Genomic DNA, 22235 nt, shown 5'->3' on the forward strand with positions numbered 1-22235 from the left:
AACCCCATGACCGCACCTTCGTCGCGCCGCCGCGACGGCGCCGGGCTCGTCGACGGCGACCCCGTCATCGAGACCGACCCGAACCTCCCACCCGTCGCCCTCTCCGCGGAGCACGAGGCCAAGAGCCGCCGCTGGACCCTGCCGAAGATCCTGCTGTGGACGGCCATCGCCCTCCTCGGCGGCGTCGCCTGGGTGATGCTCGCCATCGTGCGCGGAGAGACCGTGAACGCGATCTGGTTCGTGTTCGCCGCCGTGTGCACCTACCTGATCGGCTACCGCTTCTACTCCAAGGTCATCGAGCGGTACATCACCCGCCCCGACGACCGCCGGGCCACGCCCGCCGAGGTGAAGCAGGACGGCAAGGACTACGTCCCCACCGACCGCCGGGTGCTCTACGGCCACCACTTCGCCGCCATCGCCGGCGCCGGACCCCTCGTCGGCCCCGTGCTCGCGGCGCAGATGGGCTACCTCCCCGGCACCATCTGGATCATCGTGGGCGTCGTGCTCGCGGGAGCCGTGCAGGACTACACGGTCCTCTTCTTCTCGATGCGGCGCGGCGGCCGGACCATCGGCCAGATGGCGCGGCAGGAGCTCGGCAAGATCGGCGGCACGGCGGCGATCATCGCCTCGCTGCTCATCATGCTCATCATCGTCGCGATCCTCGCGCTCGTCGTCGTGAACGCCCTCGGCGAGAGCCCGTGGGGCGTCTTCTCCGTCGCGATGACCATCCCGATCGCCCTCTTCATGGGCGTGTACCTGCGCTACCTGCGCCCGGGCAAGGTGACCGAGGTCTCGATCATCGGCTTCGTGCTGCTCATGGCCGCCATCATCGGCGGCGGCTGGGTCGCCGGCACCGAGTGGGGCCAGGCGATCTTCCACCTCGACCGCACCACGATCGCGTGGGGCATCATCATCTACGGCTTCATCGCCGCGGTGCTGCCGGTCTGGCTGCTGCTCGCGCCCCGCGACTACCTCTCCACGTTCATGAAGATCGGCGTCATCGTGATGCTCGCCGGCGCGATCGTCCTCGTGCGTCCGGAGATCTCGGTCCCCGCGGTCAGCATCTTCGGCGAGAACGGCATGGGTCCGGTGTTCGCCGGTCCGCTCTTCCCCTTCCTCTTCGTGACGATCGCGTGCGGCGCGTTGTCCGGATTCCATGCGCTGATCGCGTCGGGCACGACCCCGAAGCTCGTCGAGAAGGAGCGGCAGACCCGGTTCATCGGCTACGGCGGCATGCTCATGGAGTCGTTCGTCGCGATCATGGCCCTCGTCGCCGCGATCTCGATCGACCAGGGCATCTACTTCGCCATGAACGCCCCGGCCGCCGCGACCGGGGGCACCGTGGAGGGAGCGGTCGCCTTCGTGAACTCGCTCGGGCTGACCGGGGTGAACCTCACGCCCGACATGCTCACCGGCACGGCGGCGGCGGTCGGCGAGGAGTCGATCGTCTCGCGCACCGGAGGGGCTCCGACGCTCGCGCTCGGCCTCGCGCACATCATGCAGCAAGCCCTCGGCGGACAGGCGCTGATGGCGTTCTGGTACCACTTCGCGATCATGTTCGAGGCCCTGTTCATCCTCACGGCGGTGGACGCCGGAACCCGGGTCGCCCGCTTCATGCTGCAGGACTCGATCGGCGCCTGGTTCCCGAAGTTCCGCGATGTCTCCTGGCGCCCAGGGGTGTGGATCTGCACCGCGATCATGGTGGCCGGCTGGGGAGCGATCCTCATCCTCGGCGTCACCGACCCGCTCGGCGGCATCAACACGTTCTTCCCGCTGTTCGGCATCGCGAACCAGCTCCTCGCGGCGATCGCGCTCGCCGTGGTGCTGGCCATCGTCGCCAAGCGCGGTCGCAGCTACTTCCGGTGGCTGTGGATCATCGCGCTGCCGCTCGCGTTCACCGCGGTCGTCACCATCACGGCCTCGCTCTACAAGATCTTCTCGCCGGTGCCGGCGATCGGATACTGGGCGAACCACTTCCGCTACCTGGAGGCGCTGAACTCCGGTGACACCACGCTCGGCGCGCCGGAGGTGCTGCAGGCCGTCATCCGCAACACCGCGGTGCAGGGCACGCTGTCGATCATCTTCGTGGTGCTCGCGATCATCGTCATCGTCATGGCCGTCATCGCGACCGTGAAGGCGATCCGCAACGGCGGCGGCGAGAACACCGAGGACCCGCCCGTGCCGTCCCGCCGCTTCGCCCCGGCCGGGTTCCTCCCCGACGCGGAGGAGCGCGAGCTGGAGAAGCAGTGGGAGCCGATCCTCGCCGAAGAGCGCGCGGCGGCACGGCACTGAGATGACCTCCACGGTGGATCGGACGGATGCCGCGACCTCCCCGCTGCGGGCGCTGTGGAGCGCCCTCGGCCGGGTCGGCCGCGGCATCCGCTGGTACATGACGACGCTGATGGGCGACACCGCGTACGCCACGTACGTCGCCCATCACCGTCGGCATCATCCGGACGAGGAGCCGCTGACGGAGCGGCAGTTCTGGCGTCAGCGGATGGACGACCAAGACCGCAATCCCGGTGCCCGCTGCTGCTGACCCTTCGACAGACTCAGGGCCCCAGGGTGGGTCGCTGAGCCTGTCGAAGCGCGGGTCGCTGACCCTGCCTGCGCGTCCCTAGGCTGAGCGCATGAACGACGTCGTCCTCGCCGCGATCCTCGGCGCTCTCGGCGGCATCGCCCTCACGGCGCTGCTGCTGCTCGCCCGGCGGTTCGCGCGCGGCTCGGCCGACCTCGGCAGCGAGGCGGAGCAGGGGGCGCTGCGGGCGCTGCACCAGGCGAGTCTCGCCGCTCCGCACCTCCGCGGCGGATTGACCGGGCCGGATGCCGTCAAGGCCGCCCGGCACCTGCGGACTCTGCTGGGCAGCGCCGCGGTCGCCATCGTCGGCGAGGACGACACGGTCATTCTCGACGGCGCCGCGGACGGGCTCGAATCCGCCGCCGTGCGCATCGCCGCCCAGGTGCGCGGGTCGGGCCGGCGGCAGGTGTTCCCCGCGCCCTCGCGGACGGACGACCTGGAGGCGGTCGGCGCGCCCATCCTCGTCGACGGGGTGCCGGTCGGGGTGGTCGTCGCCTTCGCGTCCCCGGTGCGGGCCGCGCTCGTGCGGGCGGCGGAGGAGGTGGCCGACTGGTGTGCGGCGCAGGTCGAGCTCGGCGGACTCGAGGCCTCCCGCACCCAGCTCGCCGAGGCGGAACTCCGGGCTCTGCGTGCGCAGATCTCCCCCCACTTCATCTACAACGCCCTCACCGCGATCGCCTCGTTCATCACGACCGACCCCGACCGGGCCCGTGACCTCGTGCTCGAGTTCGCCGACTTCACCCGCTACTCCTTCCGCCGGCACGGGGAGTTCACCACGCTCGCGGAGGAGCTGGGCAGCATCCACTCCTACCTCGAACTGGAGCGCGCGCGGTTCGGCGATCGCCTGCGGGTGACGCTGCAGATCGCGCCGGAGACGCTCGCGACGGTCATCCCCTTCCTCTCCGTGCAGCCGCTCGTGGAGAACGCCGTGCGGCACGGCCTGGAGCCGGGGGAAGACGGCGGCGAGATCCGCATCACCTCCCGCGACGACGGCACGCACACCGAGATCCTCGTGGAGGACGACGGCGTCGGCATGGACCCGGACGGCCTGCGCGCGCTGCTCACGGCGCGCGAGGAGGGCGGTCACGTGGGTCTCCGCAACGTCGACACCCGGCTTCGCCAGGTCTACGGCAGCGGGGGCGGTCTGGTCGTCGAGACCAACGCCGGCGCGGGTACCCTGGTGCGCATGCGAGTCCCGAAATCGCAGCCCCTCCACGACCCGGACGACGACTGAGGAGCGGCATGATCGACGTCCTCGTCGCCGACGACGAGCAGCCGGCCCTCGACGAGCTCGTGCACCTGCTGCGTGCCGACCCGCGCATCGGCGAGATCCTCACCGCGGCAAACGGCGCCGATGCGCTGCGTCAGCTCTCCGCGCGTGCGGTGCGGATCGCCTTCCTCGACATCCACATGCCGGGCCTGCTCGGCACCGAGCTCGCCCGCGCGCTCCTCGGTCTCGCGGAGCCGCCCGCGGTCGTTTTCGTCACCGCCGACGAGGCCCGAGCGGTCGAGGCGTTCGAGCTGCGCGCGGCGGACTACCTCCTCAAGCCCGTACGGCGGGAACGCCTGCGCAGCGCCGTGGACCGGGTGATCGAGCAGGAGGCCGCACCGCGCGGCGAGGACGAGGTGCTGCCGGTGACCGTGGGCGTGTCCGTGCGGTTCGTCCGGCGCAGCGACGTGCGCTGGGTGCAGGCGCAGGGCGACTACGCGCGGCTGCACACGGAGGACGACGGGCCCGGCCACCTCATTCGCATCCCGCTCTCCGAGCTCGAATCCCGGTGGGCGCCGGCGGGATTCCTCCGCATCCACCGTTCCACGCTCGTCCGGATCGCCGCGGTGACCGAGGCGCGGCTGTCGGGTGGGGAACCCGTCGTCGTCGTCGGCACGGCCGTGCTGCCGGTGAGCAGAAGGCTCGTCGCGGCGGTGCGGGAGGCCCTGGTGCGCGGAGAGGGAACGGGATGACCGAGGCGCCGAAGCGGGTGCGGGTCACGGCGGACACCCCGCCCCGCCGCTCCTCCGCTGCCACGCGGGGCATCGCGCTGCCCGGAGCCCCGGTCGCGGAGGCCAACGCCGTCTACGCCCGTGCCCTGATGCGCAGCCAGCTCCGGCTCGCCCTCGGCACCGTCGCCGGCTTCGTGGTGGTCGTCGTCGCCCTGGCGCTCGGGATCGCGCTCATCCCCGAGGTGGACGCCGTCGTCCTCGGCGGGCTGCCGCTGTCGTGGCTGCTCCAGGCCTTCGCGTTCTACCCGGTGATCCTCGTGTTCGCGGTGCTGTACGTGCGCACGGCGGTCCGCAACGAGCGGCGGTACCGCGCCCTGCGGGACCGCGAGTGAACGCCGTTCTCGACCTCGTCGGGGTCGCCCTGGTCGTGATCGCCACCCTCCTCATCGGCGTGTACGGGCTGCGGGTGTCGCGCACGACGAGCGACTTCTTCGTGGCGTCGCGGACGGTGCGTCCGGTCTGGAACGCCTCGGCCATCAGCGGCGAGTACCTGTCGGCCGGCACCTTCCTCGGCCTCTCCGGGCTGGTGCTGCTGGACGGCGCCCGCGGCTTCTGGTTCCCCATCGGGTACGCCGCGGGGTACCTGCTCGTGCTCGTGTTCGTGGCCGCGCCCCTGCGCCGGAGCGGGGCGTACACGATCCCCGACTTCGTCGAGGCCCGGCTCGACTCGACCGCCGCGCGCCGTGTCACCAGCCTCGCGGTGCTCATCATCGGCTGGCTCTACATCGTGCCGCAGCTGCACGGCGCGGGCATCACGCTCGTCGTGGTCGCCGGGCTGCCGGAGTGGGTCGGCGCCGTGACGATCGCGGTGCTCGTGGCGGCGGCGGTCGCGGCGGGCGGCATGCGTGCGATCACCTTCGTGCAGGCCTTCCAGTACTGGCTCAAGCTCACGGCGCTCCTCGTGCCGGTGGTGTGCATCGCGTTCGCCCTGAGCGGCGGGCCGCACGACTTCGATCCCGCGCTCGTCTTCCCCGCCGAGGCCGGGCCGTCCGGTTTCGACGCCTACGAGACCGCGTCGCTGCTGCTCGCCCTGCTCCTCGGCACGATGGGGCTGCCGCACGTCCTGGTGCGGTTCTACACGAGCCCGACCGGAGCCTCCGCGCGGCGGACCACCGTGATCGTCATCGCCATGGTGAGCGCGTTCTACGCCGTGTCGAGCGCGATGGGGCTCCTGGCGCGGATCGCCGCCCCGGACCTCGCGCAGCCGGGGATCGCCGACACCGTGGTGCTGCAGCTCCCGTCGCGGGTGTTCCCTGGGCTCGCGGGTGAGCTGCTGACGGCGCTCATCGTCGCCGGAGCCTTCGCCGCGTTCCTGGCGACCTCGGCCGGGCTCGTGGTCTCGCTCGCGGGGGTCATCAGCCAGGACGTCTTCTCCGGCTCCGTGCGCTCCTTCCGGCTGTCCGCGGTGCTGTGCGCGCTCGTGCCGCTGGGGGTCGCGCTGCTCACGGTTCCCGCGGGGCTCGTGTCGAGCGTGGGGGTGGTGTTCGTCGTGGCGGCGTCGACGCTCTCGCCCGTGGTGCTGCTGGGTGTGTGGTGGCGTGGCCTCACCGCGCGCGGGGCGGTCGCGGGCATGGTGTGCGGCGGCGTCGCGACCGGGCTCGCCCTGCTCGTGCACGCCGCGGTGGACGGGGTCGGCGTCGCGGCGCCCTACCTCGCGCAGCCCGCCGCCTGGACGATACCGCTGGCGACCGGGGTCACGGTCGCCGTGTCGCTGCTCGACCCTCGTGGGCCCTCACCCCGCACGGACCGCTTCCTCGCCCGCGTGCACACACCCGACCGCGCCTGAGCCTGCTTCTGCTTCCCGGACTCTGTCTCCTGGAACAGGCGTTCGCGCGGGTTCAGGCAGGTGAAAGCCCATCGAGCCTGAGCCGGCGCGAGTGCCTGAAGAGCGGGAAGGGTAGGTGTGGTCGGGCCACAGGACTCCGGCGCGGCGGCAGGCACTAGCGCGAGAACAGGCAGGGAGCACCAGGAGCGCCTGAACTGGCGTGGGTGCCTGAACTGGCGCGGGTGCCTGAACTGGGGCGAGTGCCTGAACTGGCGCAAGTGCCTGAACTGGCGCGTCAGCGAGGTCGCGCGCGAGGGCAGGCAGTGGCGTGAGAACAGGCAGGGAGGGTGGGGAGTGCCTGTTTTGGCGGGAGTGCTTGTTCTGGTGTGGATGCCTGTGCTGGTGCGTCAGCGAGGTTGCGCGCGAGGGCAGGCAGTGGCGTGAGAACAGGCAGGGAGGATCAGGAGTGCCTGAACTGGCGTGGGTGCCTGAACTGGCGTGGGTGCCTGTTCGGACGCGTCAGCGGGATGGCGCGCGAGGGCAGGCAGTGACGTGAGAACAGGCATGGAGGGTGGCGAGTGCCTGAATCAGCGGGAGTGCCTGAATCGGCGGGAGTGCCTGTGCGGGAGTGCCTGAATCGGCGGGAGTGCCTGTGCGGGAGGGTCAGAGGGTGCGGCTGCGTGGCATCAGGCGTACCGGGGGGAGCGGCGGCGCGGGGATGCGCTGGTCGTGCCCCTCGACGACGCCGAACCGGGGGGATGCGGCCTCCCAGTCCTCGCGGGCGGCGGCGATCTCGTCGTGGGAGCGCCCGGCGAAGTTCCACCACATGACGATCTCGTCCTCGAACGGCTCACCCCCGAGGAGGAACAGCAAGCCGCCCTCACTGCTGGTCACCTCGACGCCGTCGCGGGAATCGCCGAGGTAGATCATGTCGTTGCGGGTCATCGCGTGCTCGGGGACGGCGGCGTCGCCCTCGACGAGGAGCAGCGCGTGCTCCCACTCCGGCCGCAGCGGCAGGCGCACCGTGGTTCCGGCGGGCACGACGATCTCCGCCCCGACGATCGGCGTGTGCACGGTCGCCGGCGAGCGCACGCCCGCGAACTCGCCGAGCACGACCGTGGCCGTGGCGTCCGATCCGGTCGCGGCCGGAAGGGTCGTCGTCGGCAGGTCGGTGTGCCGCTCGAAGCCGCCGTCCCCGTGGCGCGCGCACTCCGGGAGCACGACCCAGAACTGCAGCGCATCGAGCGGAACGGGCTCGTCGCCGATGGAGTACTCCGAGTGCGAGATGCCGTTGCCCGCCGTCATGAGGTTGAGCTGTCCGCGCCGGAGGTCGGCATCGCTGCCCAGCGAATCGCGGTGCCGGATCTCGCCGACCAGCGGCCAGGTCACGGTCTGCAGACCGATGTGCGGATGCGGCTCGACCCGCATCCGGGTCTCGGCCGGGCCGAACCGGTCGAGGAAGCACCAGGCGCCGATGGTGGGGAGGTTGCGATGCGGCAGCACCCGCAGCACCTCCATGCCGCGCACACCGCCGAGCGGCACCGCCCGGGGTTCGAGGACGAGGCGGCGCTGCCCGATCATTCCGCCCTGCCCGTGGGGTCCTCGTCCGCGCCGGCCGACTCTTTCTGCACCGGGGCGTCCGCCGTCGAGCCCGGGCGCTGCGGCCAGCGGATCTCGGCGCCGGGCACCTCGTGCGTCTGGAGGTACTTCGCGATGTACGGGCAGAGCGGCACGATCGCGTCGCCCGTCGACGCCACGTCGGTCAGTGCCGCCGCGGCGAGCTTCCCGGCCAGGCCCTGGCCCTGGAAAGCGGGGTCGATCTCGGTGTGCAGGAAGCGGATCGCGCCGGGGCGGGTGTCGAACTCGGCGAACCCGGCCAGCACGTCATCGGAACGGATCTCGTAGCGGGAGGCCTCGTCGTTGCGGGTCACGGTGATGTCGGTCATCGGATGCTCCTTCCGGCGTCTGGAACCAACCTACGCCCGGGATCGAGGGTGCGGGCCTGTGGACGTCGCCGTGCCGCTGTCCGTCGGGGTGATTACGCTGGAGGGATGCCGCAGACTCCCCGCGATCCGTACGACGGATGGATCCCCGAGCCGGACGCGGCATCCGACCAGCCCTGGGACGACGGGTGGGAGCCGACCGAGCCGCCGGAGCCGATGGACTGGGAGCCGCAGGGCGCGGGCTTCGAGCCGCCCCTCGACTGGGGTCCGGGTCCGACGACGGCGGTGACCACCGCGCCGGCCGTCCGCCGCGCCACGCCCAGCCGGTATGCGACGGCCCGTGAGGCACTGCACACCGTCTTCGGCTACGACGACTTCCGCGGCGACCAGGCAGCCATCGTCGAGCAGGTCATCGGCGGTGGCGACGCCGTCGTCCTGATGCCCACCGGCGGCGGCAAGAGCATCACGTACCAGGTGCCCGCGCTCGTGCGCGAAGGCACCGGACTCGTCATCAGCCCGCTCATCGCGCTCATGCACGACCAGGTCGACGCGCTGCGCGCCAACGGTGTGAAGGCCGCGTACCTCAACTCCACCCAGTCGATCGAGGAGCGCCGCGAGGTCGAGCGCGCCTATGTCGCCGGAGAGCTCGACCTCATCTACGTCGCCCCGGAGCGGCTGTCGAGCGCGCAGACCACCTCCCTCCTGCAGCGCGGCACGCTCAGTGTCATCGCCATCGACGAGGCCCACTGCGTGTCGCAGTGGGGTCACGACTTCCGGCCCGACTACCTCGCGCTCGGCGACCTGGGCGAGCGGTTCCCCGGCGTCCCGCGCATGGCCCTGACCGCCACCGCGACGCGGGCCACGCACAAGGAGCTCACCGAGCGCCTGCACCTCGACGCGGCGAAGCACTTCGTGGCGAGCTTCGATCGGCCCAACATCCAGTACCGCATCGTCCCGAAGGTCGATCCCCGCAAGCAGCTCGTGCAGTTCATCCGGTCGCAGCCGGAGGGGGCGGCGGGCATCGTCTACGCGCTCAGCCGCAAGTCCGTCGAGCAGACGGCGACCTATCTCGCCGCGCAGGGTCTCGACGCGCTGCCGTACCACGCCGGTCTGCCCGCCGAGGTGAGGGCGGCGAACCAGTCGCGCTTCCTCCGTGAAGACGGCGTGGTGATGGTGGCGACCATCGCGTTCGGCATGGGCATCGACAAGCCCGATGTGCGCTTCGTCGCCCACATCGATCTGCCGAAGTCGGTCGAGGGGTACTACCAGGAGACCGGGCGCGCCGGCCGCGACGGTGAGCCGTCCGTGGCATGGATGGCGTACGGGCTCGGCGACGTCGTGCAGCAGCGCCGACTGATCGATCAGAGTCCCGGCGACCGCACGTTCAAGATGCGCATGGGGCAGCACCTCGATGCGATGCTCGCGCTGTGCGAGACGGTGGAGTGCCGCCGGCAGAACCTCCTCGGGTACTTCGGCCAGGACTCGCAGCCGTGCGGCAACTGCGACACGTGCCTCGACGACACGGCGACCTTCGACGGGCTCGTCCCCGCGCAGAAGCTGCTGTCCACGATCGTGCGGCTCAAGCGCGAGCGGAATCAGGCGTTCGGCGCGGGCCACCTCATCGACATCCTCCGCGGGGCCTCGACCGAGCGCATCCGCCAGCAGCGGCACGACGCCCTCGCGACCTACGGCATCGGCGCCGACCTCTCCGACCAGGACTGGCGGAGCGTGGTGCGCCAGCTCCTCGCCCGGGGCATCCTCGTCGCGCAGGGCGACTACGGCACGCTCGCACCCGGAGAGGCCGCGGCCGGGGTGCTGCGCGGCGAGACCGCGGTACCGCTCCGGAAAGACACGATCGGACGCCCGTCGTCGCCGTCCCGCGCCCGGAAGGCGAGTGCCGCCGACGCCCTCGACGCCGGAGACCGGGAGCTGTTCGAGGCGCTGCGGGCCTGGCGCGCCGAGACCGCCAGGGAACAGGGCGTCCCGGCGTACATCGTCTTCGGCGACGCCACGCTCCGTGCGCTCGCCGAGCATCGGCCGACCTCGCACGCCGACCTCGACGGCATCACCGGCATCGGTGCGAAGAAGCGCGAGGCCTACGGAGACGGCGTCCTCGCCGTCATCGCCGCCTCCTGACCCCGACCCACCGCCTTCCGCGCGAGCCACCCCTTTGCGGACGCTCGCAGGGGGCCGGGATGCACGGAACGGGGTGGGTCGACGGAGCTCCGAACGGGGAACCTGTCGCGAGCCGACAACGACGGGCGCGGACGGGGCGGCCAGGCGTTGGAGGATGCGGACAGGGGACTTCGTGCGGTTTTGTCGCACACCTACCATGAGAGGCATCCACTTTCGTCTCTCCGAGAGGAACGCTCATGGTCGACGCCGCCGTCCGCCCTTCGACGACACCTGACCCGCGCGAGAGCGCGACCGCCCCGCGGATCGATGTCGCCCGCCTGAACGACGCCCTGATGGGCACCTGGGGCGACGTGCGCCGCCAGGCCCGCGAAATGATCAAGGACTCCGCGTTCTGGCGGAAGGACGAGCTCGGCAAGGATGACCACCGGGAGCGCGTGCTCAGCCAGCTCCACCTCCTCGTCGACAACAAGGCCGTGCACCGGGCGTTCCCGAAGCGCTTCGGCGGCGAGGAGAACAACGGCGGCAACATCGCCGGGTTCGAGGAGCTCGTGGCCGCCGACCCGAGCCTGCAGATCAAGTCGGGTGTGCAGTGGGGGCTCTTCGGCTCCGCGATCCTGCAGCTCGGCACGAAGGAGCACCACGACAGGTGGCTCCCCGGTGTCATGGACCTGTCGATCCCCGGCGCGTTCGCGATGACCGAGATCGGGCACGGCTCCGACGTCGCCGCGGTCGGCACCACCGCCACCTACGACCCGGAGACGGAGGAGTTCGTCATCCACACGCCGTTCCGGGGAGCTGTGAAGGAGTACCTCGGCAACGCGGCGCTGCACGGCATCGCGGCGACGGTCTTCGCCCAGCTCATCACGAACGGCGTCAACCACGGCGTGCACTGCTTCTACGTGCCCCTGCGCGGCGAGGACGGCGTGGATCTGCCGGGCATCGGTCGCGAGGACGACGGTCTCAAGGGCGGACTGAACGGCATCGACAACGGCCGCCTCTCCTTCGACCAGGTGCGCATCCCGCGCACGAACCTGCTGAACCGCTACGGCGACGTCGCCCCGGACGGCACCTACTCCAGCGCGATCGACAGCCCCGGCCGCCGCTTCTTCACGATGCTCGGCACCCTCGTGCAGGGACGTGTCTCGCTCGACGGCGCCGCTTCCTGGGCCTCCGCGCTCGGCCTGCACATCGCGATCACCTACGCCACGCAGCGTCGCCAGTTCGACGGCGCGGACGGGCAGGAGGTCGTGCTGATGGACTACGGCAAGCACCAGCGCCGTCTGCTCCCGCGCCTGGCCACGACGTATGCGCAGATCTTCGCGCACGACGAGTTCCTGCAGAAGTTCGACGGCGTCTTCTCCGGCCGCACCGACACCCCGGACGACCGGGAGGACCTGGAGACGCTCGCGGCCGCGCTCAAGCCGCTGTCGACCTGGCACGCGCTCGACACCCTGCAGGAGGCCCGCGAGGCGTGCGGCGGCGCCGGCTTCATGTTCGAGAACCGGCTCGTCGGACTCCGCGCCGACCTCGACATCTACGTCACGTTCGAGGGCGACAACAACGTCCTGCTCCAGCTCGTCGGCAAGCGGCTGCTGACCGACTACGCGAAACAGTTCCAGGGCAAGGACGCCGCGGCCCTCGCGCGCTACGCCGTCGGCATGACGGCCGGCAAGCTGTTCCACGGGGCAGGCCTCCGCCAGCTCGGCCAGGCGGTGACCGACTTCGGTCAGGTCGCCCGGTCGGTGGAGCGCGGACTGCGCGAGGAGCAGCAGCACGACCTCCTCGCAGGGCGTGTGCAGCAGATGGTCGCCGACATCGCGACCCGGCTGCGTGCCGCCGGCAAGGACAAGGTGCTCGGGGCGCGGCTGTTCAACGAGAATCAGGCCGAGCTCATCGAGGCGGCCAGGGCGCACGGCGAGCTGCTGCAGTGGGAGGCCTTCACCGACGCCGTCCACGCGATGGACGACGCCGAGACGAAGAAGGTCATGACCTGGCTCCGCGACCTCTTCGGTCTGCAGCTCATCGAGAAGCACCTCGCCTGGCACCTCATCCACGGGCGGCTCTCCACCCAGCGGGCGGCGGCGGTGTCGAGCTACATCGATCGGCTGTGCGCGCGGCTGCGTCCGTACGCCCTCGACCTCGTGGACGCGTTCGGCTACGAGCCCGAGCACGTGCGGGCTCCCATCGCGAGCGGTGCGGAGAAGCAGCGGCAGGACGAGGCCCGCGCGTACTACGCCGACCTCGAGGCCACCGGTCAGGCTCCCGTGCTGGAGAAGACCCTCAAGCGGCAGACGCGCTGAGCCGTCGGCCCGGGCTGTGTAGACGGCCCGGGCCCTCCGGACAGCGGATTCATCGACGCCGGCGGATAGTCTCGGCGAGTACCGACCCGAGGAGCATCATGTCGACCGTCACCGCCTACGCCGCCCCCGCCGAAGCCGCCCCGCTCGAGAAGACCGTCATCGAGCGCCGGGAGCTGGGCCCGCATGACATCCTCATCGACATCGCCTTCGCCGGCATCTGCCACTCCGACATCCACACCGTGCGCGGAGACTGGGGTCCGCAGCAGTACCCGCTCGCCCCGGGACACGAGATCACCGGAACGGTCGCCGCGGTGGGGTCCGAGGTCACGAAGCACGCCCTCGGCGACCGCGTCGGCGTCGGCTGCCTGGTGAACTCGTGCCGGGAATGCGTGTACTGCCTCCGCGGTGACGAGCAGTTCTGCACGCAGGGCGCCGTCGGCACCTACGGGGCGGTCGACCGCGACGGCACGATCACCCAGGGCGGCTACTCGCAGCAGGTCGTCGTCACCGAGGACTTCGTGCTGCGGATCCCGGATGCCCTGCCCCTGGACGCGGCGGCTCCCCTGCTGTGCGCGGGCATCACCACGTACTCGCCGCTGCGGCATTGGAAGGTCGGCCCCGGCACGCGCGTCGCGGTGGTCGGACTCGGCGGCCTCGGTCACATGGGCGTGCAGATCGCGCATGCCCTCGGCGCGGAGGTGACCGTGCTGTCGCAGACGCTCGCGAAGCAGGACGACGGCCTCCGCCTCGGCGCCGACCGCTACTTCGCGACGGGCGACCGCGACACCTTCCGCGACCTGAGAGGCTCCTTCGACGTGATCCTCAACACCGTGAGCGCCGTCATCGACCTCCGCTCCTACCTCGGGCTGCTCGACGTGGACGGCACCATCGTGTGCGTCGGTGCTCCGGCGGAGGCCCTCGCCCTGAACGCGGGGTCGCTGATCGCCGGACGACGCTCCATCGCCGGCTCGAACATCGGCGGCATCCGGGAGACCCAGGAGATGCTCGACTTCTGCGCGGAGCACGGCATCACGGCGCAGATCGAGGTCATCCCCGCGTCGGCCATCAACGACGCGTACGAGCGCGTCCTCGCGTCCGACGTCCGCTACCGCTTCGTCATCGACGCCGCCACCTTCGCCGACTGACCCCGTCCCGGTCCCGGTCCCGCTCCGCCGCACCCGGTGCCGGATCAAAAGCGCGCCCCCCCACCCTCGCGAGGCGCGATATCCATCCCGGTCCCGTCCCGCTCCCGTTCACACTCCCGTCTCGCTCCCGCTCCCGTCCGGTGCGGGATCAGAAGCGCACCTCTGGTGCTCACACGAGGGACCCTTTTGACCCCGGTCCCGTCCGAGCTGCCCGGAGCGCTCCGGTCTTTCCGCCCGGCCCGTTCCGTCCGGTCCGTCCGGTCCGTCCGAGGCGCCTTCCTGATCCGTCACGGAGGACCTCGGTCCGCTGCCTCCGCGGTCGGTGTGGGATGGGAAAGGTGCCGGAGTTCCGTGTCGGGGGGGTCGGTTTTGATCTCGCGTCCGAGGGGCGGGTGCGGGATGGGAAAGGGGCCGCGGATCTGCGTCGAAGGGCCCTTTTCGATCTCGCGTTGGAGGTGGGCGTCGGGGCGGGATGGGAAACGGGCCTGGGGAGGCGGGGGGAGGGGCGGAAGTGAACTCGCACCGAGGACGGGAGGACGGGAGGACGGGAGGGCGCGGGACCGGGGACGGGGGTGTCGGTGGGGGTGGATACGGTGAGGGGATGACCTCCCTCCTCACGGGGCCCGACTCCCGCGCGCGCTGCGCCTGGGTCGGCGACGACGCAGAATACCGCCGGTACCACGACGAGGAGTGGGGGACGCCGCTGCACGGGGACCGCGCGCTGTTCGAGAAGATGGCGCTCGAGGGGTTCCAGGCGGGGCTGTCCTGGATCACGATCCTGCGCAAGCGCCCGCGGTTCCGCGAGGTGTTCGCGGGGTTCGAGCCGGAGGCGGTGGCGGCGTTCGACGAGGCGGACGTGGAACGCCTTATGGGCGACCCCGGCATCATCCGCAACCGCGCCAAGATCCTCGCGACGATCGGCAACGCCCGGATCGTGGAGTCGATGGCGGACGGAGAGCTCGATGCCCTCATGTGGTCGTTCGCCCCGCCGGCGACCGGAGCACGGCCTCGCGAGTTCGCCGACGTCCCCGCGGTCACGCCGGAGTCGACCGCGCTGAGCAAGGAACTGCGACGCCGGGGTTTCCGCTTCGTCGGGCCGACGACGATGTACGCCCTCATGCAGTCCGCGGGCATGGTGGACGACCACATCGAGGGGTGCTGGAAGGCCTGACGCCTCGACGGAGAAGAGCGCGGGGCCACACGCCCTCGCCCGATATACTCGGCACATCGGGGGATCCCCCGGCGCACGACGCCGGGTGGCTGCAGGCGCGCGGTCTCCCATCAGACCGTGAGGAGCAGGAGTGGCAACGCGCATGGCAGCGACACCGCCGACGCTGGCGGGGTACAGCTATGTGCGTCCGCTCGGGTCCGGTGGATTCGCCGATGTGTTCCTCTACGAACAGGACATGCCGCGCCGCGTCGTCGCCGTCAAGGTCCTGCTCGCGGATGCCGTGAACCCCGAGGTGCTGCAGACCTTCAACGTGGAAGCCGACATCTCCGCGCGGCTGAGCGCCCACCCGTCGATCGTCACCATCTACCAGGCGTCGATCTCGGCGGACGGGCGGCCGTACTTCGCGATGGAGTACTGCCCCGACACGATGAGCGCGCGCTACAAGAAGGCCCCGCTCCCGCTCGCGGAGGTGCTCGACATCGGCGTCCGCATGGCCGGCGCGCTGGAGACCGTGCACCGGGCCGGTCTGCTGCACCGCGACATCAAGCCGTCGAACGTGCTCATCAACTCGCTCGGCGCGCCCGTGCTGGCCGACTTCGGCATCGCCGCGGCCGTCATCGAGGAGGGCGAGGGCGAGACCATCGCGATGTCCGTGCCCTGGAGCTCCCCCGAGGTGCTGCAGGAGCGCGTGTCCGGATCCATCCCCAGCGAGGTCTGGAGCCTCGGCGCGACGCTCTACACGCTGCTCGCCGGCCGCAGTCCGTTCGAACGCGCCGACCGCGGTTCGAACTCGCGCGATCAGCTCACCGACCGGATCATCAAGGCGCGCTACACCGCGGTGCCCGTCCCCGGCATCCCGCCGATCATCGACGACATCTTCGCGAGCGCCATGCACCGTGACCCCGCGAAGCGGCCGGCGAGCATGGCGGAGTTCGCGGAGAAGCTGCGCTGGGCGCAGTATGAGCTCGGCATCTCGCCGACGGCCTTCGAGGCGGCGTCGTCGGAGTGGGCGGCGGCCGCGCCGGTGAACTTCTCGGACACCGCCGTCCGCGGACCGGTCATCACGACGGTCGCACCGGACTCCCGTCGGGCCGCCCGCGCCGCTCAGGCCCAGGCCGCCCCGCGCGACCGCGACGACATCCCCGCGGGCCCCCGCGGCCGCAGCCGTTCGCCGCTGGTCGTCGGCATCGTCGGAGCGGTGATCGGTGCCGCCGTGATCGCGGGCCTCGGGACCGCCGCACTGTTCCTCACCGGGGTCCTCTGATGGCAGCGGGGAACCGTGCCAGGGCGGAGGCCGCGCGCCCGTCTCGGGGGCGGCTGATCGCGCTGGTCTCCGGGATCCTCGCGCTCGTGGTCGTCGTGGCGCTCGCGGTGACGGCCCAGGGGTATCAGTCCCAGGAGGTGCCGCGACTCGAGCCCTCGGTCTGGGTCATGCGCGACAGCGGGCAGTACGCCCGCGTCAACACCGAACTCGCCGAGATCGACACGGTCCGCGACGTCGACGACCCCGAGGCGGTCTGGCAGAGCGGCTCCAGCACCGTGCTGTTCGCGCAGGGGAACCGGCAGCGGTGGGACGTCGATCCGGCCAGCCCGGCCGATCTGCTCTCCGACAGCTCGGAGGAGGGGACGCCGCTCGCTTCGCAGCCCACGCCCGCCGGGACCCGGGACGTCCTCTCCGCCGGGCCCTATGTGGCCTACCGCACCGACACCGGGCAGGTGTCGGTGTCGACCCTCGCGGCCGGAGCGGGCACGGCCCTCGTCGACCCCTTCGCGGAGGTCGAGGTCGAGGAGGGGGAGGACCCGCCGACCTACACCGCCGATGCGATCGGGCTGTCGCCGGATGGCCTGCTCGTCCTCTACTCGGCGGACCAGCAGGCCGTGCGCCGCTTCGACATCGACGAGCACCGGTTCCTCGGGGACGAGTCCCCCGTGGCCGATGCGCCGGAGGCGGGCGAGGGACTGGCGATCGCGGTCGTCGGCGAGCGCTGGGCGATGCTGCAGCCGAGCTCGGGTGCACTGTGGCTCTCCGGGCGCGATGCGGCGGTCACCCTCGACGTCACCGAGGACGCACGCCTGCAGCGCGGTGCCGCCGAGGGCGACGCGGTGCTCGTCGCCGACTCGGACGGCCTCGTCTCCGTGGACCTCGCGTCGGGGGAGGCCGACCGGGTGGCCGAGGCCTCCGGCGTCCCCGCCGCACCGGTCACGGTCCGCGGGGAGACCTACGCGGCGTGGCTCGACAGCGGCGGCGGAACCCTGTGGAGCGCGGGGGAGACCACCCCGCTGCAGGTCCCGGACGAGACGCTCGACGCGGCCGCCATCGACCCGGTCTTCCAGGGCAACGGCGATCGCGCGGTGCTGGTCGAGAAGGGCACCGGCCTCATCTGGACCGCGCCGGAGGGCGTGCTGATCCCGCTCGAGCAGTGGAAGATCGAAGACGACACGGAGCAGCAGGAGGGCACGATCGTCGTCGAGGACGTGGCGGAACAGCTCCCGCCGGTCGCCGTCGACGACGCGTTCGGCGTGCGGGCCGGGGAGCAGGTCATCCTCCCCGTGCTCTTCAACGATCACGATCCGAACAAGAAGGACGTCCTCACGATCGACCCGGACTCGGTCGCCTCCGGGCTGAGCGACCCCGACTTCGGGGATCTGTCGCTCGTGGCGAACGGTCAGTCCCTGGTCGTGAACGTGAAGGCGGGCTCCGGGCAGACGAGCTTCACCTACGCCGTGACCGACGGCGCCGCCGTGTCGCCCCCGGCGACTGTGACGCTGACGGTGGTCGATCCCGGGGTCAACTCCGCCCCGGTGTGGTGCGGTGTCGACGCCTGCACCCAGGAATGGCCGACACCACAGATCCTCGCCGGCGGGAGCACGATCGTCTCGGCGCTCTCCGGATGGGTGGACCCCGAAGGCGATGCGTTCGTCCTGAGCGACGCGTACGAGACGGACTCCTCGTCCCCGGTGATGGTGGCCCCGATGGCCGACGGCCGTGTCGCGATCCGGCACACCGACCCCAATGCCGCGGACGCCGTGATCTCGGTCACGGTCGTCGTGCAGGACGTGCACGGGGCGACGGCGGAGAAGACCATCGAGGTCCAGGTCAGCGGCAGTCCGGCGTTGCAGGCGTCGGCCGTCGCGGTGACCGCGCGCGTGGGCGAGCGGCAATCCCTGCGCATCTCCGATCACCTGTCCGGAGGGTCGGGCTCGTACCGCCTCGTCGACGCCGTCCAGACCGCCGCGACGGCACAGGGCTTCGAGGTCACCCCGAACGCGGCCTCCGGCACCGTCGATCTGACCGCCGCCGAGCCGGGGCAGTACGTGGTCACCTACACCGCGCAGGACGTCACGACCCAGGCCGAGCAGTCCGCGGTCATCCGGATCACCGCTGTCGACGGCTCCGCGGCGCTCGCGATGGCGCCGCTGACGGCGTTCGTCCGCGAGGGCGAGGACACGACCGTCGATGTCCTCGGCGCGGTGCAGAACACCAGCGGACGGGTGCTGCTGCTGTCCGACGCCGTGAGCTCGACGCCGCAGCTCAACGTGCGCGTGGTCGGCAACGAGAGCCTGCGGGTCAACGGCACGACCGAGGACGGCGAGCCCGGCCTGATCGGCAAGGCCACCGTCACGGTGGCAGACGGCGCGGGCGGGGCCGTGCAGGGCACCGTCAGCGTGTTCCTCACTCCGCCGTCGACGGTCACCCGGCCGATCGTCTTCCCGGATGCGGTGACGGTGCGAGCCGGTTCGCTCACGCGCATCGAAGTGGCGGCCAACGATGTGGCGCCGCGCGGGGAACCGCTCCTCGTGCTCCCGGAGGTGACCGGATCCGGCGAGCCGGACGAGCTCGTGTTCGCCGACCGCAACGCACTGCGCTATCTGGCGCCGAAGACTCCCGGCACGTACCGCCTGACGTACTCCGTCTCCCTCGAACGGAATCCGTCGCTGTCGGACGACGGCGTCGTGACGGTCACGGTCGTGCCGCCGGGCACGAACCGGGCCCCCACGCCGACGCCGCTCACCGGCCGCGTCCTGAGCGGCCAGACGGTCTCCATCCCGGTGCCGACGACCGGGATGGACGGCGACGGCGACCGCGTGGTGCTGTCCGGCGTCGAGCAGCCGAAGAAGGGCGGCGGCACGGCAACCATCTCGGCGAACGGTGAGGCGATCGTGTACCGCGCGCCGGCCGGAGGCGTCGCCGGCGGCCAGGTCTCATTCCGCTACAGCGTCCGTGATCCGCAGGGCGAGGAGGGGAGCGCGGCCGTGCGCATCGGCGTCCTCGATGCGGACGTGGACGACGCCGCCCCTGTGACCTTCAGCGACTACGTCCGCGTCGAGGCGGGATCCCGCACGCCGGTCGTGCTGGACCCGCGCTCGAACGATCTCGACCCGGCGCAGAGCGAGCTCGAGATCACCGAGCTCGTGCCGAACGCGCCGCCCGTCAAGGGGAATCCGCTGTACGACCGGCTCAACGCGCTGATCGACTCGGACACCTCGCTGAAGGACGGCCGGGTCGTGCTGCGTGCCGGCGAGACCGCCGGCACCAACTCGTACTTCTACACGGTGAAGTCGTCGCGCACGGGGAGCACGGCGCAGGGCCTCATCGTCGTGACCGTCACCGACGGCACGGTCGCCGATCAGCCGGTCATCGCGGACACCGTGCTCACCGCGCGCGACCGCGACGATCTCGCCGACCGCGGCATCGATGTCGTGACCGACAGGGTCCGCTGGCCCTCCGGCGACGTCGGCTCGCTGCGGCTGCGCCTGTGGGGAGAGCAGCCGGGCTATTCGGTGCAGGGGAACCGCATCGTGGGCACCGCGCCGAAGGAAGGCGCCCTGGTGCCCTTCCAGCTCACCGGAACGGCAGCGAACGGACGCAATGTCGCCGCCTACGGCTTCCTGCGCATCCCGGCGTTCGACGACATGCAGGTGCAGCTCGTCCCCGGTGCGACGCCGGTCGTCGTGGACGAGGACGCGGCCGTCTCCTTCGCCGTGCAGGACTACGCCGACCTCCCGTCGTCCGATGCGATCGAGATCGGCACCGGGTCGTTCACCGCCCAGCGGGCTGCCGCAGAATGCACCGCCGACGGCCCGCGCGAAGCGGAGTACCGGGCCGGCCGCGAGGCGCCGTGGTCGGACACCTGCCTGATCCCGGTGCGCCTGGAGGGGCAGAAGCGGTGGTCGTACCTCGACGTGCCCATCAGCGTCCGCCCGTCCGAGCCGCAGCTGCTGCTCTCCTCCATCTCGCACACGATCGCCCCCGGAGCGACGGAGAGCGTCGACCTCTACGCCAACATGGCCGCGTGGGAAGGGGGCCGGGAGGGCAACGCCTCCTCCCTCGAGTACCGCATCGTCTACTCCGGTTCGGCGTTCCTCGTCACGCAGAGCGGCGGGAAGCTGACGATCGAGGCGCGCGCCGATGCGCGACCGGGCAACACCGAGAACGTCAGCGTCACCGTGCCGCAGTACGGACAGCCGTCGGCGTCCGTCCGCCTCGTCGTCGGCGCGGCCCCGCCGGACGCCCCGCGGGGAGCGACCTTCACCAAGCAGTGCGTCGTCACGAGCGCCAACTGCTCGATCGACGTGGTCGACGTCGCCGGTGAGTACGATCCCTTCGCCGGGAAGCCGGGATCCGGGCTGCGCCTGATGTCGCTCGGGGCCGGCGCGCGCTGCGACGTGGCCTCGGTCTCGACAGCAGGCGCCAAGACCATCACGGCGAGCTGGCCCGGCGGCGGGCAGGCGCCCGGCGGACAGTGCGTGATCCCGTTCGTCGTGTCGGATGCGCAGGGCCGCACCGGCACCGGCACGCTCACCCTCGACCTCCAGGGGTTCCCGCAGGCCCCCGCGAGCGTCACGACGGTCGGCTTCACCCGCACGACCGTCGCGCTGGAAGTGCCGCTCGGCGAGGCGGGACGCGCGCATCCCGCGGTCTCCGGTGTGACGATCCTCCAGGACGGCGCCCCGGCGAATGCGTCCTGCAGCCCGGCCGGCGCCGTCTACCGCTGCACGGTCAACGGGCTGACGAACGGCACCCCGCACACGTTCACCGCCGCGGCCGTCAACGCCGTCGGCACCTCGGCCGCGACGTCGCCGCACACGAGCTGGGCCTACGCCGCTCCTGTCGTCTCGAACGCGACGGCCACGCCGGAGTACCGACCGGGGGTCTCCGACCGGGGACGTGGGGCGGTCCGGGTGTCGATCGACGCCGCCGACGACGCCGTCTCGTTCCGGATCGAGGAGACGGGTGAGGTCATCAACCGCACGGGGGCGACCACCACGGCCGAGATCGCGCTGTCCCCGGGGGCGCAGACGCTGACGATCGTCCCGATCAGCCAGTTCCAGCCGCCGACCGGCGGCGGCAACGAGGGCGGCGGGTTCCGCACCTCGGTGACGGTCGCCGGCTCGGTGTACTTCGACCCGGCGGCGACCCAGGCGACGGTCGTCTCGAACACGGCGGTGAACGTCTCCGGCATCGCCGCGCAGGCCAACGGCAGCGCCAAGGGAGTCCAGGTCGTGTACGTGGCGTGGCGGTCGGGCAACGTCAGCTGCACCGCACGCGGCGACGGCACGCTCGCGGTGTCCGGCGGCGAGGTGCAGTCCGAGTCCCCGTCCCTCCAGGGGCTGCGGCCGTACCAGCTGTACTCCGTCAAGGCCTGCGCCTCGAACGGCTACGGGGTGGCGGAGTCGTCCACCGCGACGGTCTTCACGTTCACGTTCGTCGACGGCCCCGGCGGCGACACGACCTACACGGTCGCGAAGGACCCCCGGCGCGACGGGAACCGCTACGAGTACGGGCTGGCCTCGGCCCCGCGCATCGAGGTGGAGAACGGGTTCGTGCCGAAGTACTACATGTACGGATCGTGGCGCGATGACTTCGCGCTCACCCCGGACTCGTCACCGGGCCAGGTCCTCGCCCGCGCCTGCCATGCCAGCCAGAGCAACTCCTGCTCCGGCGAGGTCACCATCACCGCGACGACCGCACCGACCGTGGTCAACGCCGTGTTCCAACCCTGCATGCCCGTCGTCGAGGGCGACGTCGTGACGGTGTCCGCCGCCGCACGCGGCTCGTACATCCTCGAGGCGACGCCCCTGGTCGACACTCCCGGCACCTTCGACGTGACCATCACGTGGACCGGAGCCTTCGCCACCCTCACCCCCATCACGCATCGCGTCACGGGCCTGTGCCCCTGACCGCCGAGCACACC

Annotated in this window: 14 protein-coding genes; 12 read left to right on the forward strand and 2 right to left on the reverse strand. The window is 71.5% G+C overall.

Annotation, left to right across the window (positions count from 1 at the left end; all coding sequences use genetic code 11):
- Positions 1-6 precede the first annotated feature (6 nt).
- From ACFU8V_RS04630 to ACFU8V_RS04655, 6 genes are all read left to right on the forward strand, one after another.
- A complete protein-coding gene (locus tag ACFU8V_RS04630) occupies positions 7-2292 on the forward strand; it encodes a carbon starvation CstA family protein (protein ID WP_126894287.1) in 2286 nt (761 codons plus the stop codon).
- 1 nt (position 2293) lies between these two features.
- Positions 2294-2539: a YbdD/YjiX family protein gene (locus tag ACFU8V_RS04635; RefSeq protein ID WP_081811614.1), complete on the forward strand. Its 246-nt coding sequence runs from the start codon at positions 2294-2296 to the stop codon at positions 2537-2539.
- Positions 2540-2630: 91 nt separating this feature from the next.
- On the forward strand, positions 2631-3812 hold the full coding sequence (locus tag ACFU8V_RS04640; RefSeq protein ID WP_378869378.1) for a sensor histidine kinase: 1182 nt from the start codon (positions 2631-2633) through the stop codon (positions 3810-3812).
- A gap of 8 nt (positions 3813-3820) precedes the next feature.
- Complete coding sequence (locus tag ACFU8V_RS04645; protein WP_378869381.1) at positions 3821-4540, forward strand: LytR/AlgR family response regulator transcription factor; 720 nt, start codon at positions 3821-3823, stop codon at positions 4538-4540.
- A complete protein-coding gene (locus ACFU8V_RS04650) occupies positions 4537-4911 on the forward strand; it encodes a heavy metal transporter (protein WP_378869384.1) in 375 nt (124 codons plus the stop codon). Before ACFU8V_RS04645 ends, ACFU8V_RS04650 begins: the two co-directional genes overlap by 4 nt.
- Positions 4908-6365, forward strand: a complete 1458-nt coding sequence (locus ACFU8V_RS04655; protein ID WP_378869387.1) for a cation acetate symporter — start codon at positions 4908-4910, stop codon at positions 6363-6365. Before ACFU8V_RS04650 ends, ACFU8V_RS04655 begins: the two co-directional genes overlap by 4 nt.
- A gap of 642 nt (positions 6366-7007) precedes the next feature.
- Here the strand turns inward: ACFU8V_RS04655 and ACFU8V_RS04660 are convergent.
- Together ACFU8V_RS04660 and ACFU8V_RS04665 are read right to left on the reverse strand one after the other, a co-directional pair.
- On the reverse strand, positions 7008-7925 hold the full coding sequence (locus ACFU8V_RS04660; RefSeq protein WP_378869390.1) for a pirin family protein: 918 nt from the start codon (positions 7923-7925) through the stop codon (positions 7008-7010).
- Positions 7922-8290 (reverse strand): GNAT family N-acetyltransferase, encoded by a 369-nt coding sequence (locus ACFU8V_RS04665; RefSeq protein ID WP_025104661.1) that lies wholly within the window; start codon positions 8288-8290, stop codon positions 7922-7924. The genes ACFU8V_RS04660 and ACFU8V_RS04665 overlap by 4 nt, the downstream gene beginning before the upstream one ends.
- Positions 8291-8395: 105 nt before the next feature.
- Between ACFU8V_RS04665 and recQ the strand changes: the two genes are divergently transcribed.
- From recQ to ACFU8V_RS04695, 6 genes are all read left to right on the forward strand, one after another.
- Complete coding sequence (recQ, locus tag ACFU8V_RS04670) at positions 8396-10423, forward strand: DNA helicase RecQ (protein WP_062635353.1); 2028 nt, start codon at positions 8396-8398, stop codon at positions 10421-10423.
- 236 nt (positions 10424-10659) lie between these two features.
- Positions 10660-12723, forward strand: coding sequence for an acyl-CoA dehydrogenase (locus ACFU8V_RS04675; RefSeq protein ID WP_378869395.1), 2064 nt, complete (start codon positions 10660-10662; stop codon positions 12721-12723).
- A gap of 98 nt (positions 12724-12821) precedes the next feature.
- Positions 12822-13868, forward strand: coding sequence for an NAD(P)-dependent alcohol dehydrogenase (locus ACFU8V_RS04680; protein WP_292787816.1), 1047 nt, complete (start codon positions 12822-12824; stop codon positions 13866-13868).
- Between the two features lie 601 nt (positions 13869-14469).
- Positions 14470-15039, forward strand: a complete 570-nt coding sequence (locus tag ACFU8V_RS04685; protein WP_378869399.1) for a DNA-3-methyladenine glycosylase I — start codon at positions 14470-14472, stop codon at positions 15037-15039.
- A gap of 142 nt (positions 15040-15181) precedes the next feature.
- Positions 15182-16303 (forward strand): serine/threonine-protein kinase, encoded by a 1122-nt coding sequence (locus ACFU8V_RS04690; RefSeq protein ID WP_249520624.1) that lies wholly within the window; start codon positions 15182-15184, stop codon positions 16301-16303.
- Entirely contained in the window at positions 16303-22221 is a 5919-nt protein-coding gene (locus tag ACFU8V_RS04695; protein ID WP_378869401.1) for an Ig-like domain-containing protein, read from the forward strand. The genes ACFU8V_RS04690 and ACFU8V_RS04695 overlap by 1 nt, the downstream gene beginning before the upstream one ends.
- The last annotated feature ends 14 nt before the right edge of the window (positions 22222-22235 follow it).

This window comes from Microbacterium sp. NPDC057658, assembly GCF_042799975.1.
GTDB lineage: Bacteria > Actinomycetota > Actinomycetes > Actinomycetales > Microbacteriaceae > Microbacterium.